This window comes from Chryseobacterium shigense, from assembly GCF_900156575.1.
Taxonomy (GTDB): domain Bacteria; phylum Bacteroidota; class Bacteroidia; order Flavobacteriales; family Weeksellaceae; genus Chryseobacterium; species Chryseobacterium shigense.
In genome coordinates this window covers 160,128-177,350 of record NZ_FTNY01000007.1, presented here as the reverse complement: position 1 = coordinate 177,350, position 17,223 = coordinate 160,128, and the positions used below count along the sequence as shown (strand labels likewise).

At 39.2% G+C, this 17,223-nt stretch carries 13 protein-coding genes and 1 tRNA gene; 4 read left to right on the top strand and 10 right to left on the bottom strand.

From position 1 onward, the window contains the following. Positions 1-25: 25 nt before the first annotated feature. Positions 26-667 (bottom strand): NAD(P)-dependent oxidoreductase, encoded by a 642-nt coding sequence (locus tag BW964_RS20640; RefSeq protein ID WP_076510310.1) that lies wholly within the window; start codon positions 665-667, stop codon positions 26-28. Between the two features lie 207 nt (positions 668-874). On the opposite strand from BW964_RS20640, the gene BW964_RS20635 reads away from it, so the two are divergent. Together BW964_RS20635 and BW964_RS20630 are read left to right on the top strand one after the other, a co-directional pair. Continuing rightward, positions 875-1,525: an alpha/beta hydrolase gene (locus BW964_RS20635; protein WP_185117128.1), complete on the top strand. Its 651-nt coding sequence runs from the start codon at positions 875-877 to the stop codon at positions 1,523-1,525. 363 nt (positions 1,526-1,888) lie between these two features. Continuing rightward, positions 1,889-1,960: transfer RNA gene (locus BW964_RS20630), tRNA-Arg, on the top strand. A 76-nt stretch (positions 1,961-2,036) separates the two neighbouring features. Here BW964_RS20630 and BW964_RS20625 read toward each other — a convergent pair. The 3 genes from BW964_RS20625 to BW964_RS20615 all read right to left on the bottom strand — a co-directional run bounded on the left by BW964_RS20625 (position 2,037) and on the right by BW964_RS20615 (position 5,097). Beyond that, on the bottom strand, positions 2,037-2,951 hold the full coding sequence (locus tag BW964_RS20625; protein ID WP_076510308.1) for a helix-turn-helix domain-containing protein: 915 nt from the start codon (positions 2,949-2,951) through the stop codon (positions 2,037-2,039). Positions 2,952-3,029: 78 nt separating this feature from the next. Then, the gene (locus BW964_RS20620; protein WP_076510209.1) at positions 3,030-3,827 is read right to left on the bottom strand and encodes an SDR family oxidoreductase; all 798 of its coding nucleotides are present in this window, start codon (positions 3,825-3,827) and stop codon (positions 3,030-3,032) included. 211 nt (positions 3,828-4,038) lie between these two features. Continuing rightward, the gene (locus tag BW964_RS20615) at positions 4,039-5,097 is read right to left on the bottom strand and encodes a 3-oxoacyl-ACP synthase III family protein (RefSeq protein WP_076510207.1); all 1,059 of its coding nucleotides are present in this window, start codon (positions 5,095-5,097) and stop codon (positions 4,039-4,041) included. Between the two features lie 240 nt (positions 5,098-5,337). Here BW964_RS20615 and BW964_RS20610 point away from each other — a divergent pair, with 240 nt between their 5' ends. After that, positions 5,338-8,682, top strand: coding sequence for a DEAD/DEAH box helicase (locus BW964_RS20610; protein ID WP_076510205.1), 3,345 nt, complete (start codon positions 5,338-5,340; stop codon positions 8,680-8,682). A gap of 92 nt (positions 8,683-8,774) precedes the next feature. Here the strand turns inward: BW964_RS20610 and BW964_RS20605 are convergent, their stop codons facing one another. The 5 genes from BW964_RS20605 to BW964_RS20585 form a co-directional block, all read right to left on the bottom strand. Continuing rightward, positions 8,775-10,073, bottom strand: a complete 1,299-nt coding sequence (locus BW964_RS20605) for a GEVED domain-containing protein (protein ID WP_076510203.1) — start codon at positions 10,071-10,073, stop codon at positions 8,775-8,777. 206 nt (positions 10,074-10,279) lie between these two features. Then, complete coding sequence (locus BW964_RS20600; protein ID WP_076510201.1) at positions 10,280-10,780, bottom strand: endonuclease V; 501 nt, start codon at positions 10,778-10,780, stop codon at positions 10,280-10,282. Between the two features lie 12 nt (positions 10,781-10,792). Continuing rightward, the gene (locus BW964_RS20595; protein WP_076510199.1) at positions 10,793-11,155 is read right to left on the bottom strand and encodes a VOC family protein; all 363 of its coding nucleotides are present in this window, start codon (positions 11,153-11,155) and stop codon (positions 10,793-10,795) included. Continuing rightward, positions 11,152-11,598: a GNAT family N-acetyltransferase gene (locus BW964_RS20590; protein WP_228432047.1), complete on the bottom strand. Its 447-nt coding sequence runs from the start codon at positions 11,596-11,598 to the stop codon at positions 11,152-11,154. The genes BW964_RS20595 and BW964_RS20590 overlap by 4 nt, the downstream gene beginning before the upstream one ends. Positions 11,599-11,837: 239 nt before the next feature. Next, positions 11,838-12,881: a M28 family metallopeptidase gene (locus tag BW964_RS20585; protein ID WP_076510197.1), complete on the bottom strand. Its 1,044-nt coding sequence runs from the start codon at positions 12,879-12,881 to the stop codon at positions 11,838-11,840. Between the two features lie 254 nt (positions 12,882-13,135). Here BW964_RS20585 and BW964_RS20580 point away from each other — a divergent pair, with 254 nt between their 5' ends. After that, a complete protein-coding gene (locus tag BW964_RS20580; RefSeq protein WP_076510195.1) occupies positions 13,136-14,275 on the top strand; it encodes an aminotransferase class I/II-fold pyridoxal phosphate-dependent enzyme in 1,140 nt (379 codons plus the stop codon). A gap of 129 nt (positions 14,276-14,404) precedes the next feature. Here the strand turns inward: BW964_RS20580 and BW964_RS20575 are convergent, their stop codons facing one another. Then, positions 14,405-17,140, bottom strand: coding sequence for a sodium-translocating pyrophosphatase (locus BW964_RS20575; protein ID WP_076510193.1), 2,736 nt, complete (start codon positions 17,138-17,140; stop codon positions 14,405-14,407). Between the last annotated feature and the right edge of the window lie 83 nt (positions 17,141-17,223).

Below are 17,223 nucleotides of genomic sequence, written 5' to 3'. Positions count from 1 at the left end.
TTTTTTTGCTTAAATGATAAGATTTCTAATCCGGGACATTATACAAAAACGGACTCTGCTTACGGTAGGTTTCATCGTCAATCTGGGAAACCAAAAACTCAGACAGATCGGCTGCACTTATTTTATCGCCTACACAATCTACCAGATTGGCTTCTGTCTTAAAATGCTCAGAAGTGGGGATAATTAGCGGAAGTCTGACCAGTGTCCAGTCTACATTGCTGTTCACGAGAATATCGTATTCGTCCTGTTTATCCTTTGTTGTTTTCGGATAATTCTGGTACATCCATTCGGTAGCTGCTTTTACCTTGTCATTTTTATCATCCAAGGGAGCATCTACATTCAATCCGGTAATCGCAATATATCTTTTAATGCCATAAGAATTCATAGACTTGATAATATTTTTTGTAGCATCCGTGAATATAGATTTTTCTCCTACAGGCTGTCCGATTTTACTGATTACTGCACTGCAGTCTTTTATCAAACGGTTTACTGCATCAAAATCTCTTGCATCTCCTTGTACAATTTCAATTAAAGGATTCTCCATGGTAAAATTTTCGGGAGTGCGCAGTAGCAGTTTCATCGGATATCCTTTTTGCAAAAGCTCCTGAACGAGGTAATTTCCTGTTTTTCCTGTGCCGCCAATAACGGCTATTGTATTGGTTCTCATAATGATCTCTTTTGTTGGTAAAGAAATAAGGTCATAATCAAGGATGAACAATTATCCATCGATACCAAATTTTCTTTGTTAATGTTAAATAATACTAGAATGAGGCTCAGACAATTTGAGCCTTAAGGTTTCAAACACTTAGAAACGTGTCTGATTAAGTAATGATATTTATAAAGAGATATTAATGAGCCAAATATAACCATTTTTATGAAACATCAAAAGCGAAACCGTAAAATTCCTGTCGCCTTCTACAGTCCGAAAACCAATCAAAAAATTTCCGGGCAAAAGGTGGTCATCTTCAGTCATGGCTACGGAGCCAATAAAGGAGGTGATTATCTTGTGTATTCTTATCTGACCGAAATGCTCGCTTCAAAAGGATATTTTACAGTAAGTATCCAGCATGAGCTTCCCACCGACGAACTGATTCCGATGGAAGGAAAGCCACAAATTGTAAGGATGCCATTCTGGGAACGTGGAACAGAGAACATTTTATTTGTCTTGAATGAGCTTAAAAAGACCAGACCAGATCTTGATTATAAACACCTGACACTGATCGGGCATTCCAACGGTGGAGACATGACCGCTCTGTTTGCCAATAAATACCCAACTCTTGTGTATCAGATAATTGCTTTGGATAATCGAAGAATGTATCTTCCAAGAACCTCGCATCCTAAAGTATACACTCTTCGTTCCAACGATTATCCTGCTGATGAAGGCGTACTTCCGTCATCTGAAGAACAAAAAAAATACCATATGACGGTGCAGCCTACTCAAATCAACCACGGGCATATGGATGATAAAGGCAGTAATGAAGAGAAGAAGATATTAAAAAACAAGGTGTTACAATATATTGAATAACAAGAACTTACAGACTTATCCACAGTAAATTGTGGATAACTTGTGAATTTTAACATTAAATTTACACTTCGTATTAAAAATTGTACTACATTTACTATGTAATACAACTGAAATGAAATCATTTTTTGCTTTTTTCAGCTTTGAAATTGCAATTAAATTTGAAATAAAAATTTAAGCACAGCATTGTCGGCTGTGCTTTTTATTGTTGTCTAATTAAAAAAATGAGATGTATTTATCTACTGGGTCCGCTCCTAAAGAGCGGATTCTTTTATTTACCACTCCACCAATAAACAATGCATACTCAAAGATTAATGTTCAGTCTTTTTTTTATTTCAATTAATTAGTATTTTTATTCCGTTCGAAGGCCTCATAGTTCAATGGATAGAATAGAAGTTTCCTAAACTTTAGATCCAGGTTCGATCCCTGGTGAGGTCACAATCTATCATGGATCATTGTTAAAGTTCAAAAAAAAGCAATCGTTACATTCCATTACCCTTCTGATTTCAGAGGATTAATTAAATAACTGCCTGTAACTTAAAGGCGTTTCATCCGTTTTCTTTTTAAACAGTTTATTAAAAGACTGTGGATGCTCAAAACCTAAAGCATAAGCCACTTCAGATACAGAAAAATTTGTCGACGTGAGATATTCTTTAGCCTTTTCAATAAGTTTTTCATGAATGTGCTGCTGCGCATTTTGCCCGGTAAGATTCCGGAGCATATCACTTAGATAATGGGGGGACAGATGAAGTTGAGAAGCGAGAAATTCTACCGTGGGAATACCACTTTTTAAGGTCTGCTCCTGATTAAAATAGTCCTCGAGTACAGTATCCATTTTAGACAGCAGATCACTGTTCACCGCTTTTCTTGTGATAAACTGCCTTTTATAAAAACGATTGCTATAGTTCAGCAAAACTTCGATATAAGAAATAATAACATCCTGGCTCACCTCATCGATGGCCGTATTCAATTCATTTTTGATATTGTCCAATAATCCTGTGATGACTGTTTTCTCCTGATCAGATAAATGCAGTGCTTCATTGGTATCATAGGAAAAGAACCCAAATTTCTTAATATTCTTCGCTAAAGGATAACTCCGTATAAAATCGGGATGTACCAGCAGGGTGTATCCGCAATATTCTGCATCTACTTCTGTAGAAAGAATTTGTCCCGGCGATGTAAACATCATTCCTCCTTCATTAAAATCATAATAGCCCTGTCCGTAGCCCATTTTTCCATGCTCAGAAAATTTATAGGAAATCTTATAAAAATTGAGATGAAAACTTCTGTTGAGCAGTTCTTTATTAACAGTCATTTTGGTATTATCTACCAGGCTCACCAGCGGATGAAGCGGCTTAGGGAGCTTCAGCAGATGGTGAAGTTCCGATATGGACGAAATTTTCATAGGGGTGGTATCTTTCTTTTCCATGATATAAATGTATTGAATATTCAGATTAAAAGACAGCATAAATAAAATCTACTTACGCTGTCCTCCTATTTCAATAGCTTAGATGAACTGTTTTCCAAACTGTTCTCTGAAAAGCTCATCTCCCAGCTCAATACGCTGCGCATACAATGCTTTCGCATCTTCTCCCGCTACATATCTTAATTGCTTTTTACCGTCTGTAGCAGCTTCATAAACTACCTCAGCAATCTGTTCCGGTTCTGAAGCAGCCTCCATCATTCCTTCCATCTTGGAGAACAAAGAGTTGGTCATTTCTTCATACGCAGGACTGGTGGCCGCCTCTAAAGAACGGCTTACAAAATCTGTCTTAATTCCTCCGGGAGAAACAGTTTTAACGTCAATTCCAAATGTGTTCAATTCATAGGCTAAACTTTCGCTCCAGCCTTCCAGTGCCCATTTAGTAGCGTGGTAAGTAGAACCTAACGGAAAGGCGATTAATCCTCCAATAGAAGTGGTAGAAATAAACATTCCGCTTTTTCGCTCTCTGAAATATGGGATGAATGCCTGCGTCACCCGAATTACCCCTAAAAGATTGGTATCCAACTGCTTTAAGATCTGTTCATCCGATAATGCTTCCAAAGGTCCGATAAGACCGTATCCGGCATTATTGAAAACAACATCAATATTCCCTAACTCAAGGGCTTTGCTAACGGTTGATTTGATCTGTTCAAGATTGGTCACATCCAATGGAAGCAGGGTAACGTTATCTAAACCGTTAAGCTCAGTATCTGCTTCGGGATTTCTCATCGTTGCAATAACGTTCCATCCTCTGCTTTGAAATAATTGGGCAGTCGCTTTTCCTAGTCCTGTTGAAGCGCCTGTTATAAAAATTGTTTTCATTTTGTTCTGTATTAAATTAACAGGACAAAGGTCAGCATTAGAAAAAAGGCTGGAGTTGCCAAATTGGACTAACCTGTAGCCAAAACGGATTTGAATCCATGAAAATGTAAATAAAAAAAGCTCAGATCATCACAATCTGAGCCTTTTTTCAATAGAAGAGAACCGATAATGTGATCATTGAGACCACAACCTCCTTTTCTTATATAATAAGTTAAAATTTATAAACAAATGAATTGATATTCATCCCTGCCCCTACAGAGGCAAATAAAACAACATCGCCTTTTTTTATTTCGTGAGAAGGCAGCTCTTCGTCTAAGATCATCGTAAGCAAAGTAGGAATCGTCGCTACGCTGCTATTTCCTAGTTTAGAAATGACCATCGGCATAATATTTTCCGGCATTGGAAGATCGTACAGCTGATAAAAGCGTTTTACGATTGCCTCATCCATCTTTTCATTTGCCTGGTGGATAATGATTTTGTCAAGCTGATCTATCGTATATCCGCTGGCATCCATACATTTCTTCATTGCATCGGCTACATTCACCAGGGCAAATTCATAGATCTTACGACCATCCATCTTGATGTATTTGGTATCAGGACAGCTTTCGTTATTGTATGACTTTCCAAAAAACAGGAAATCTTTTTCGTTTAAAGTGTAAGAGGCTGATAAATGGGACTGTATTCCACTGTCGTCATCACTGGCTTCCAGAATTGCAGCTCCTGCTCCATCGGCATAGATCATACTGTCTCTGTCGTGGATATCCACCACTCTTGAAAGTGTTTCTGCTCCGATCACCAGACAACGCTTTGCAATACCTGATCTGATGAAAGCATTGGCCTGTATCACCCCTTCGATCCATCCGGGACATCCAAACAAAACGTCGTAGGCCACACAGAAATTATTTTTGATCTTTAGAAGATGTTTTACTCTTGAGGCTAAACTTGGAACACTATCCGACTGGATAGTACCCGCACGTACATCCCCAAAATTGTGCGCAAAAATGATATAATCCAGTGTTTCAGGATCTATTTTAGAATTTTCTATGGCTCTCTGTGCTGCGATCAGTCCCAGATCTGAAGTGACCTGGTGCCCAGATGCATACCTTCTTTCTTCGATGCCGGTAATTTCTTTGAGCTTTCTGGCAATAATATCATTCGCTTCCTTTAATGACTCTCCGTTTTTATTAATAAAATGATGCTGGTCAAAAAATAAATTTGTAATTGTTTCCGGCGGAATATAATTGCCGACGCCTATAATCTTGCTTGTCATTAAAAAAAAATTATAATCTTCTTAAATTCATTTCGTATTTTTCATGAATTCAAATATTGTACAATAATAACGATAAAATATCTATTAATCGTATGATAAAATAGAATTGAATATTTATATTGGTATTCAGAGCATACAATACGCGTTTAACATCTATTGAAACGCGCTCTACCATTGGTTTTTCACTTCATTCAGGATCCCTTTGATTTTTGTCATGCTTTTTCGTAAATTCGCCTGCTTATGGCGGCATATATTCTGGAAAATAAAAGCATCACTACGCTTTCTGTTTATGATCTTTTAAAACACACCTCAGGGAGTGCATTTCTGGAGATCAGAGATTTTCATGAAATATATCCTACTGCCATTGAAAACAACAATGCAGTTTTCACCAAAACATCTCCATTAAAGGATTTTCCAGATGTTTCAGTAAGCCAGATAGGCAGTTCTATAGTAAGTACCTGCAGCTGCAGCAGTCCCAAAGACCAGCTTTGTGATCATCAGACAGAAATTATCCACTGTATTCTGGAAAATAAAAATTTCAGAACTTTTTTTGATCCGTTTCTTCGCAAAAAGCTTTTTATTGCCAAAGCTAAAAGTTATGGCTTGGAAAATGAGCCGGATCTCGATCAGTATTTCGACCTCGAATACACTGATGGCCAGGTTGAGGTACGTCCTAAGATCAAGGAAATGCTGCCTATAGATGAGGAAGTTTTAAAACAGCAACTTCTTCCCCAGCGCTCTTCAGCGATTGAAGAACTAGCGCTACTGGAAACCGGAAAAAGAAAAATACTGGTTATCGGAAGGCACCGGTATTACAGCCATCTGAACTTTTCACTGATGGAAGCTGATGCCACGCAAGCCGGAAAGATCAAGAATCCGGTCAATCCAGTTGATGCCATGCAGCTGATCTGGAAAGCCGAGGAGCCAAAGCAGATTAAATTCTATACAGCTGTTTCTGCTTTTCAAAATAATTATAATGAAGAGTACAATGCAGCAGAACTTGAGGCTCTGAAGCAGATCGTACAGAATCCTCTCGGTCTGGAAACATACTACCATGACCGGGAATTATCAGAAACCGTTTCGGCGAAATCTCTTGTCCCTGTAGATCTTGAAATTTTACAGGCTGAAATACGGCTTTCCGTATTTAAAAAAAATCCTTTTTACGAAATAACGGGTGAACTTGAGTTCAATGATAGAGCTATTCCTTTTAAAAATATCGTCATCAGGAATGAGTACTTTATCTACAGCCGGAATACCTTCAGTTTTGCAGATGATCCTGATATGCTGAGGGTCATTAAATTTTTCAAAGCCAATAATGAAATCCTGCTTGTTCATTCCTCAAAATATGAAGCATTTATGCAGAATATTTTAGCTTCACTTGAGCAGCGTATTCAAATTAATTACAGCTATATCCAACCTGGAACTCCGGTACAGCTTGAAGAAAAAACACACAGGAATGAAAGGATCATTTACCTTCGGCAGCAAGGGAATTATATTGCCATCACTCCGGTGATGAAGTATGGACAGGCGGAGGTTCCTGTCTACTCCAGAAAGCAGCTTTTCGGTACAGATCAGAATGGAAATGTGTTTAAAATTGACAGAAGTGATGCTGAGGAGGCGCGCTTTACATCTCTCATCATGAAGCAGCACCCTGACTTTGAGGCACAGATGGATGGCTATGATTATTTTTATCTTCACAAAGATAAATTTCTGGATGAAGATTGGTTTCTTCAAGCTTTTGAACTGTGGAGAAATGAAGGGGTTATCATTCTGGGATTCAATGAACTGAAAAACAATAAGCTCAATGGATACCGAGCCAAGATCGATATTCAGATTACCAGCGGACTAGACTGGTTCAATGCTAAACTAAAGGTGAGTTTCGGGCAGAAAGATGCTGCTTTGAAACAGCTTCACCGGGCTATCCGCAACAGGAGTAAATTTGTCCAACTGGACGACGGCACTCTTGGCTTTCTTCCGGAAGAATGGATCGACAAAATGAATGAGTTTTTCAGGATCGGAGAAATTGATGCTGAAGATCTTAAAATCCCGAAGATCAATTTTACTGAAGTGTCCACTTTATTTGAAAAAGAAGTTTTAAGTGAAGAAATGCAGGAAGAACTTTCTTCCTACTCCATTCAGTTTTCATCGGTTAAAGATATTCCTCAAATCAATATTCCCACCGGATTAAATGCAGTATTGAGGGATTATCAGCATGACGGACTGAACTGGCTGGACTTTTTAGACGGTTTCAATTTCGGGGGCTGCCTGGCCGATGATATGGGACTTGGAAAAACGCTTCAGATCATTGCCTTTATTCTGTCTCAGAGGGAAAAACGGGGACCTACGACCCATCTTGTGGTGGTTCCTACTTCCCTTCTCTTCAACTGGCAGGAAGAAATTGCCAGATTTGCGCCTTCCATTAAGGTAATGACACATTATGGAGCAGACCGGTTGAAAGCTTCAGAGCATATGTCTGAGTATGAAGTGGTGCTTACCAGCTATGGAATGCTTCTTTCGGATATTGGTTTTCTGAAAAACTTCCGTTTCAATTATGTCTTTCTGGATGAGTCACAAACAATAAAAAATCCTAATTCGGAAAGATATAAAGCTGCTCGCCTTTTACAGTCGAGAAATAGGATCGTTCTTACCGGAACTCCTATTGAAAATAATACGTTTGATCTTTACAGTCAGCTTTCTTTTGCGTGTCCCGGGCTTTTGGGGAGCAAACAGTATTTTAAAGACATTTACGCCGTCCCTATTGATAAATTTGAATATGGTAAACGGGCTCAGGAACTCCAGCAGAAAATAAAGCCTTTTATTCTCCGCAGAACCAAGAAGCAGGTGGCCAAAGAGCTTCCTGACAAAACAGAGATGGTGATCTATTGCGAAATGGATGCGGAACAACGTAAAATTTATGATGCTTATGAAAAGGAACTGCGTGAATTCATTGCGGCCAATGATGACGATGACCTGAACAAAAACAGTATGCACGTCCTCACAGGTCTTACCCGGCTCAGACAGATCTGCAATTCTCCGGTCCTTTTAAAAGAAGGATACTCCAATGAGCATGCCGTGAAAATAGAAATACTGATGGAACAGATTCAAAGTAAGTCTAAAGATCATAAAATCCTGGTCTTCTCCCAATTTGTAGAGATGCTGGACTTACTTAAAGCTGAACTTGAACGTAAAAAAATTCCTTTTGAATACCTTACCGGACAGACTAAAAACAGAGGTAAAGTCGTTAATAATTTTCAGGAAAATGAAGAGGTCCGAGTATTTCTGATCAGTTTAAAAGCGGGCGGTGTAGGACTCAATCTGACGCAGGCTGACTACATTTATCTGGTGGATCCATGGTGGAATCCTGCCGCGGAAAATCAGGCCATTGACCGAAGCTACCGGATCGGACAAACTAAAAATGTGATTGCTGTCCGGCTGATCTGTTCGAATACTGTGGAAGAAAAGATTTTAAGTCTTCAGAAAAAGAAAAACGAATTGGCTCAAAATCTGCTCCAGACGGATGGAACCGGCATTCAGAAGCTTTCAAAGCATGATTTACTGGGATTATTGGAATCCAAACCATCATAAAAGTATTTTCCTTTCAAAAAAGAAAACCGACAGATAGGATCTGCCGGTCTAAAAAAACAAAAATTGATATGGATATGATTAGATAAGTGTTCTTATTTTTTGATGACCTTTTCAGTGGTACTTTTTTGATCTCTGGTGTGAATCTTAATCAGGTAAGTTCCGGACGTAAGACTTTCCATATTGATAACATCCGACGTTCCTTCTGCAAGTTTTTGTCCCGTCAAATTATAAATCTCATATTTTTCCAATCCAGCATCCGTCTTCACATATACAGAATCTGATGTAGGATTAGGGTATATTCTGGAAGAAGATCTTTTTACCACTTCCGATGTCGCCAGATTTGAAGCTTTTACCTTTAAAGTATAATCTTCAACCTGTCCAATGAACCATCCTGAAGGACATGGACGATTTTCGAGAGTTCCCATCCATGAGCTGGATTCATAAGCTTTGACAATTCTGAAACGGGTCTCTCCAAGCGTAGCATCGGCAGGAATATCAATCGTTCCGGAGGTTAATCCGGACTGTCTGCCCGGAATAGGGTCTGAATTATCCAGATAGCCTAAATTAAATACTTCATTGGCATCAAATACATTATTATGATTAAGATCTATGTAAGCATAAGCAGAGACCGTGGTTTGCCCCTGAGTTCCTCCTGTAATAGTTATCGGATAAGAAGTTCCTCTGCTGACATTGAAAACAGTACTTGTAAAATTCTCGATCACGTCTGAGTTTCCGTCGATAATACTTTCTCTTGAAATTCCTGCAAATTCTACCTTTGTTATTTCACTGACAGTCAGTGTATTCACATTTTCCGCTCCGCAATAAGGTGAGGGGAAAACTACATTGTTGCCAGCAATATTAACGGTATAATCTTCTGCCTGTCCTGCTCTTAAACCATTATCACAAGCTGTATGGATAGAATTGGCAGCATTGGGATCGGAATAAGCAGCCGTATTGGTATTTTTGAGTACTCTCATTCTTGTGACACCGGATGCTGCATGGGAAGGAACTGCTATCGTCCCGGTAATCGTCATTGCATTGAAAGGGTTAGCGGCTCCCAGCCTTCCAATATTGAAGCTTTCTCCCGCATCATCAAAATTTCCGTTTTTATTAAAATCAATAAAAACTACCACATCACTGGGAAAAGTACTGGAGGGACCTTTTACAGAAATCTGGTAACTGTTGCCAGCCTGAAGGTCCGTAGACATCGTAGTGAAATTTTCGTATACTTGTGTACTTCCGGATTGAGAAGATGACGTATTATTGATAGTGCCAAAACTTACATTGGTGATCATATTACTGTCGGCTCCATATTGAAATGACGGAGTACAATACTGCGCATTCATCATCATGTAGAATACAACAGCAGATAGAGTAGATAATTTCTTCATTGATTACTTATTTTCTTGAGACAAATTTATATTTATTTAGAATCAATAAAAATAAGAAGCGAATGATATTTGTCACCTTTTGAAGAATACCATTAAAATCAAATAAAAAATTAAGGATAATTCATTGATAATATGACAATTGAACAAGTGATATCAAAATGAAATGATCAACACTATTGAAACCAGTCTACCTGATGTATAAAAAATTACGCTCGGGAAAGGTGATCCAGCTTTTTCAGAAGGGTTGGTATGCGGTAAAGGCCAGCCATTTTTACTACCTGTAGAAGTATTTCATCAACCTCTGCGCCTTTTGCCGTAAGATACAGCGGTGTTTTGCTTTCGCCCCTCAAAACACTTCTTCTTTGGGAATCCGGTGATGCAAATTTGTTCTTGGCAATCCCGATGATGGGATACTTCTGATCCAAAGATTCATACAAATATCCTCCAAGCCCTATTTTGCCTTCGTTGTTAAGGGTGACATACCCATCTACTATAATAAGATCTCCTTCTTTTAATTCAATCTTTTGCAATAAGCTCAAAATACAGGGTAATTCTCTTTTATAGAATGTTCCACTCTCATAATCAGAGGTGATGTCTGTTTTTTCACTAAAAATTTCAGATTCCTTTTCGGAAGTCCAGTCTTGAAATGCGATACACACCGTATTCGCATAATCCTCGTAATAATACGTATCAAAAGCGTAAATCATATTCACTTGTCCTTAAAAAAATTCTCCGAAATGCCACAAAATACCGGACGGATCATGGACAAAACATTCTTTTCCCCACTCCATTGTTCTTACAGGTGTCAATTTTACCCCTTCATATTTTTCAGGAAGCTGTAACGTCTGAAGCTCTTTCCAGAAATCATCCGTATTGTCTACTTCCATAAAGATCATCGTATTGTCAATCCAATCTTTAGCATAGTAATCCTGAAGATAAAACCCTGTTTCCTGTTTTTTAAATAATGACAATTTGGGTTCAAGGATTACTTCCTCAAATCCCAGGTCTTTGTAAAAATGTCTGCTTACCCCGAAATTTTTAGCTCCGATAAACGGTCTGATTGATTTTACGTTTTGTTTCATGATTTTATATTTTTCCAGGTATTAAAAGACATTTCAAACCTGATCTCTTTTCCGTGTTTCCCCGTTTCCTTCCAGCCGGATTTTTGATAGAAGACTGCTGCTCTTGTTCCCGGCGCTGTTCCCAGCCATACCTCTTCTGTGGTCTGTTCAAAGTACCAGTCCAGCATGATATCGTGAAGCTTTCTTCCTATTCCGAGTTTTTCAAAATCAGGATGTAAAAAGAGGGCCCAGATGTTATGTTCTTTAAGGTCTACAATAGAAAACCCTACAATTTGGGAGTTTATTTCGCCTATCCAGCCTTTCCCTCTTTTAAACAGGAATTCTTCACAGTCTGCATCAGTTACCAGTGCGGGATCAGAAAGTGTATTTTCTTTCACGGAATTTCTGATGATCTGAATTTGTGGAATATCTTCCTTTCTGGCTTCACGGATGATGATGTTCATGGATGTGCTGGGCTGGAACCGTATGTTTTTTAGTTATTTTTATACAACAGACTCAAGTTTGTTTCTACTGAGTATATAGGTTAGTCAATGCAAAGGCACAAGGATTTTGTCTCGAAAAAAAATTATCTACCGTTAAAAACTATGGCTAAAACTTATTGAAAACAGTTGATTTCATAAGCATTACCACTGATTATTTGAAGTAATTTCCTTTATTTCTTTGCATTGACCACCACGATACCTTATTTCTTGTCTACCACAATTCTCTCTGCTCTGTTGGCAATTTCCCATGCTGTCGCAAAAACAAGCTGTGTCCTTTTCTCTAATAACGGATAATCTATTTTCTCAGGATCATCTGTCGGTTTGTGATAATCTTCATGGATTCCGTCAAAGAAAAAGGCTACCGGAACATTGTTTTTCGCAAAATTATAATGGTCTGAACGGTAATACAGCTGCTCGGGATCTGCTGGATCATCATATTTGTAGTTTAATTCCAGATTGTTCGTTTTCTTATTGGCTGCCTCATTGATGACCTTAAGCTGTGAACTGAGCATTTCGGAACCAATGACATAAACGTACTGCTTTCCTCTGTTTTCGGCATCATCACGGCCAATCATGTCAATATTCAGATCAACCACGGTATTCGCAAGTGGAAATACAGGATTGCTGGTATAGTATTCGGAGCCAAACAGCCCATGCTCTTCTCCTGTTACATGAAGGAACAGAATTGATCTTTTTGGTCCTTTTCCAGCCTTTTTAGCTTCCTGAAAAGCTTTTGCGATCTGCATAACCGCAACGGTTCCACTTCCATCATCGTCAGCTCCATTGTACACTACTCCGTTTTTGGTTCCCACATGATCGTAATGGGCAGATACCACTACTATTTCTTCAGGCTTTTCACTGCCTTCGATGAAGGCAAGTATATTTTCAGAATCAGGAAGATTCCCCCCACCTCTTTTTTTCATAAATTCCGCCGGAACCTTCTGATAATAGGATCCTAATGCCTTGGGTGGAGTAATTCCCAGGCTTTTATAATAATTAATCATATACTCACCCGCTTTCTTCTGTCCCGGACTTCCCGTGTCTCTTCCTTCCATATCATCAGAAGCGATAACATATAAGTTTTTCTTTAATTCATCTGCCTTAATTGTCTTATAGGCAGATAGAAAAGCTTTGTCAGCTTTTGCCACGGATGATGACTGGGCCGAAACTCCTTCAGAGGTTTTCGCTGTTCCACAACTGACCATCACAGCCAGACCCAATAACGGGATCAGTATTTTTTTCATATGATAATAATTTGCTTAAAAATAACAAATTTTATTGAATACGAGATGCCACATTACAAGGACTCACCATCAATGATCATTTCATCATAACACCGTTTGAAAATAAAAAAAACTAACTAGATAAAGATAAAAAAACGGTGATTTCTAAATAAAAAGCCCATACATCACATCAATAAATCAAAGAAAATAATATTTTAAATATAATAATTCAATAAATATCTATTTTTATTATATTTGATTCAATTACAGAATAGATGGAAAAAATTAACGGATTTACACATTATTCCTTTTTTACGGAAATGTCTCAACTTGCAGCCAGGCATGATAGCTTTGACCTGTCGCTGGGACTCCCCGATTTTGATATTGACAGCCGTCTTAAATCATTTTTAAAAGAAGCCGCAGATCATCCATGCCATCAATATGAACCGCTTGCAGGAAATCCTTTGCTGATTAAAAATATTATTGCTTACAATGCCAAAAGAGTCAATAGTATGAAGCTCCGGGAAAATGAAGTCACCATTGTTCCATGTGCAACTTTTGCTTTACATACGGCCCTTAAATCAGTTTTAAATCAAGGAGATGAAGTTATTATCATTCAGCCGTCCTACTATACTTATGGGCCTTCTGTTGTTCTAAACGGTGGTACTCCTGTGTATTATGACCTTGAATATGATTTCACCATCAACTGGGAAAAGTTTCAGAATTGTATCTCTGAAAAAACAAAAGCCGTTATCATCAATTCGCCTCAAAATCCTACCGGAACCATTCTTAAACAAAGTGACTGGCAACAGCTGTACGAATTGATAAAACATCAGGAAATTTATCTGATTTCGGAGGAGATCTATGATATATATTGCTATGACGGACTTGAACATTACAGTTCTTATCTACATCCAGAACTGAAAAACAGGACTTTTTGTATTTTCTCTTTTGGAAAAATGTTCCATACATCAGGCTGGAAAGTCAGCTATCTTCTTGCTCCGGAAGATCTGACGGCAAAATTCAGATGCCATCAACAATATATTTCTTACAGTGCCAGCGCTCCCGCCCAGTATGCTCTGGCCAGATATCTGGAAGTATTTGACCCCTTTGAAAACAGAGGGATCATGGAGCGGAAAAGGGATCTGTTTAATGGCATGATTGCCTTCACGCCCTTGGAAGCAGCAAAAAAAGCAGAAGGAAGCGTATTTCAAATCGTTAATTTCAGAAATGTTTCTAAAACAATGACTGATGTAGAGTTTTCAAAATGGCTTACAGTAAAGAAAAAAACGGCTTGCCTTCCTCTTTCTGCATTCTATAACTCCCGGCAAAATTCTGATTATATCCGTTTCAGCTTTGCTAAAAAAGACGAACTGATCATCCATGCTCTGGAACATCTGCAAAAAAATCTTTAAATGGGAAAAACAATCTATCTGATCCCACAGATTTTACAGATGATCAGATTCATTAGTCAAAAAAATTGAAATCCATAAAAAAGCACCGCCTCCGGCGGTGCTTTGAATATCTGATAAACTGATGGAGTTCTAAAGAGCAAGAACCCTTACATCAATTCTTCTGTTTTTGGCTTTACACTCATCGGTATCATTGGCTTCACACACCGGATGCTGTGAGCCGTAGCCTTCGGCTTCTACCCGGTCTGATGAAATTCCTAATTCAAGAAGTTTCAGTTTGGCAGTCTGAGCTCTCAGGTTTGATAATTTCTGATTGCTTTCTTCATTGCCGGTATTGTCGGTATAACCTCCTAATTTTATCTTTAAATCAGGATAAGCATTTAAAATTTCGGCAAGATTATTCAGCTGCATTTCTGAACCTGCTTTCAGATCGCTTGATCCTGTTTGAAAATAAAGGTTTTCCAGCGTATACCAGTTGTTCGGATCGATGACGCTTTTATCTTTTTGATTCACCGCATTGTACAATTGAAACAATCTGCTTCCTTCACCCAATGTGATCGTTTTTCCTCCTTTCAGTTTTATTTCCTGAATAGCCCCGGTCTCATAGACAAAATCTCCGTTTTCATTGAGCTGTCCTTTAATCTCTTTTGTAACAACAGGAGCCGCCTGGATTCCTGCATAGGTGGTAGATGAGCTGGCATTATAAGCTTTTGTCAGGCTTTCCAGTTTGGCTTTTCTATTGGCTTCAATTTTATCTTTATGGATCACTGCCAATGTGGGCGCAATCACTAATGAAACAATAGACATTAGTTTGATCAAAATATTCATTGATGGTCCTGAAGTATCCTTAAACGGATCTCCCACTGTATCTCCCGTTACGGAAGCTTTATGGGGTTCTGACCCTTTGTAATACGTCTGACCATTGATGTCAACGCCTTTTTCAAAGGATTTCTTAGCATTATCCCAGGCACCTCCGGCATTATTCTGGAACATTCCCATCAGAACGCCACATACAGTAGCTCCTGCCAAAAATCCTCCCAAAACCTCAGGTCCGAAAATAAAACCGACCAAAATAGGTGAAATAATGGTAATTGCTCCGGGAAGCATCATTTTTCTGATGGAAGCATCGGTGGAGATTGCCACGCACTTTTCATATTCAGGCTGTGCTTTTCCTTCCAGAATCCCGGGAATTTCACGGAACTGTCTTCTTACTTCTTCCACCATCGCCATCGCTGCCTGTCCTACTGCTGTAATGGCCAGTGAAGAAAATATAAACGGGATCATTCCCCCTACAAACAATCCAGCCAGAACATCTGCCCTGTAAATATCAATACCGTCAATCCCTGCAATGCCTACGAAAGCAGCAAATAAAGCCAAAGCTGTTAACGCCGCAGAAGCAATGGCAAATCCTTTTCCACTGGCTGCTGTGGTATTTCCAACAGCATCCAGGATATCTGTTTTTTCACGGACTTCTTTGGGAAGCTCACTCATTTCAGCAATTCCTCCGGCATTATCTGCAATCGGTCCGAAAGCATCAATCGCGAGCTGCATGGCAGTGGTAGCCATCATTCCGGCAGCGGCAATGGCGACTCCGTAAAGTCCGGCACATAAATAAGATCCATAGATACCCCCTGCTAATACAAGGATCGGAAGCAAAGTAGATTCCATCCCTACTGCAAGACCTCCGATAATATTCGTTGCATGTCCTGTAGAAGACTGTCTTACAATACTGGAAACGGGTCTTTTACCCATGGCTGTATAATATTCCGTGATGATGCTCATCAACGTTCCTACAACCAATCCTACCATTATTGCTCCGAAAACTCCCATTTTAGTAAATTCATGCTCTCTGAGCGTCATTTTCTCCGGAAGAAGATAGTTGACCAGGAAATAAGAAGATATGGCTGTAATTACGATACTTCCCCAGTTCCCCAGATTCAGGGCGTTCTGTACGCTGGAAGTAGATGAACCTTCATTGTCATTAATCCGTACAAATAAAGTTCCTATCATAGAGAAAATAATCCCTGTCCCGGCGATAAGCATCGGAAGGAGAATAGGAGCAAATCCTCCGAAAGCATCATCAGACATCGTTTCTCTCCCCAGGACCATTGTGGCTAATACGGTGGCAACGTAAGAACCAAATAAATCGGCTCCCATACCTGCCACATCTCCTACATTATCCCCTACGTTATCGGCAATTGTAGCAGGATTTCTCGGATCATCTTCGGGAATTCCCGCTTCGACCTTTCCAACCAGGTCAGCCCCTACGTCGGCAGCTTTGGTATAGATCCCTCCACCTACTCTTGCAAAAAGGGCAATGGATTCTGCACCCAGAGAGAACCCGGTAAGAATTTCAATCGTCTTTTCCATTTCATGGGAATCTACTGTAGCCTCAGGAGCAAAGATCTGTTTAATGATCAGAAAAAGGGATCCCAGACCAAGAACGGCCAATCCGGCAACCCCCATTCCCATTACGGAACCTCCGGTAAAGGAAACTTTCAAAGCTTTGGACAATGACGTTCTTGCAGCTTCTGCGGTTCTCACATTGGCTTTTGTAGCGATTTTCATTCCTATAAAACCTGCCAGAGCTGAAAATACGGCTCCAACGGCAAATGCGAGACCTATACTCCAGTGGGAATTGGAATTGCTGGATCCCATTACTGCAAGCAGAATAGACACTACAACTACGAAATAGGTTAAAATCTTGTACTCTGCCTTCAGAAAGGCCATGGCACCGTCAGCGATATGTCCGCTGATTATTTTCATTTTCTCATTTCCGGCATTCTGCTTACTTACCCAGTTACTCTGCAGGAAAGTATACACTAGGGCGATGACACCAAAAACCGGAATTAAATAGAACAAATCCATAGTTTATTATTTTTATATTAATAAATAGTAATTAGTTTTATAAATATAATAAAAATTCCATGGTTTTATTAAGCCTTGTGGTA

Excerpts from the sequence above, each read along its gene's own strand:
- BW964_RS20640 (WP_076510310.1), bottom strand. The coding sequence starts at position 667 with ATGAGAACCAATACAATAGCCGTTATTGGCGGCACAGGAAAAACAGGA.
- BW964_RS20635 (WP_185117128.1), top strand. The coding sequence starts at position 875 with ATGAAACATCAAAAGCGAAACCGTAAAATTCCTGTCGCCTTCTACAGT.
- BW964_RS20625 (WP_076510308.1), bottom strand. The coding sequence starts at position 2,951 with ATGGAAAAGAAAGATACCACCCCTATGAAAATTTCGTCCATATCGGAA.
- BW964_RS20620 (WP_076510209.1), bottom strand. The coding sequence starts at position 3,827 with ATGAAAACAATTTTTATAACAGGCGCTTCAACAGGACTAGGAAAAGCG.
- BW964_RS20615 (WP_076510207.1), bottom strand. The coding sequence starts at position 5,097 with ATGACAAGCAAGATTATAGGCGTCGGCAATTATATTCCGCCGGAAACA.
- BW964_RS20610 (WP_076510205.1), top strand. The coding sequence starts at position 5,338 with ATGGCGGCATATATTCTGGAAAATAAAAGCATCACTACGCTTTCTGTT.
- BW964_RS20605 (WP_076510203.1), bottom strand. The coding sequence starts at position 10,073 with ATGAAGAAATTATCTACTCTATCTGCTGTTGTATTCTACATGATGATG.
- BW964_RS20600 (WP_076510201.1), bottom strand. The coding sequence starts at position 10,780 with ATGATTTACGCTTTTGATACGTATTATTACGAGGATTATGCGAATACG.
- BW964_RS20595 (WP_076510199.1), bottom strand. The coding sequence starts at position 11,155 with ATGAAACAAAACGTAAAATCAATCAGACCGTTTATCGGAGCTAAAAAT.
- BW964_RS20590 (WP_228432047.1), bottom strand. The coding sequence starts at position 11,598 with ATGAACATCATCATCCGTGAAGCCAGAAAGGAAGATATTCCACAAATT.
- BW964_RS20585 (WP_076510197.1), bottom strand. The coding sequence starts at position 12,881 with ATGAAAAAAATACTGATCCCGTTATTGGGTCTGGCTGTGATGGTCAGT.
- BW964_RS20580 (WP_076510195.1), top strand. The coding sequence starts at position 13,136 with ATGGAAAAAATTAACGGATTTACACATTATTCCTTTTTTACGGAAATG.
- BW964_RS20575 (WP_076510193.1), bottom strand. The coding sequence starts at position 17,140 with ATGGATTTGTTCTATTTAATTCCGGTTTTTGGTGTCATCGCCCTAGTG.